The organism is Streptomyces sp. ISL-10, from assembly GCF_018614575.1.
Taxonomy (GTDB): Bacteria; Actinomycetota; Actinomycetes; order Streptomycetales; family Streptomycetaceae; genus Streptomyces.
This window is the reverse complement of the sequence record NZ_JAGGOJ010000024.1, coordinates 1-231: the sequence shown is the minus strand read 5'-3', so window position 1 is coordinate 231 and position 231 is coordinate 1.

Genomic DNA, 231 nt, shown 5'->3' with positions numbered 1-231 from the left:
GACCGTTTCCGGCCAGGGCGGGACGCCAAGCCCCGTACTCCGGCCCGGCCCCGACGGTGCCGGGTCCGCGCCCTCCGCTCCCGCCTTCCGCCCGACCACCGGCGAGGCGTCCCGCGCCGACGAACCCGCCGCCGCGGGCGAGGCGTCCACGGCCCCCGCCCCCCACCCCGCTCCGACTCCTCCACCCGCTCCGGCCTGTCCACCCGCTCCGGCCCCTGGGAACTCACCGGG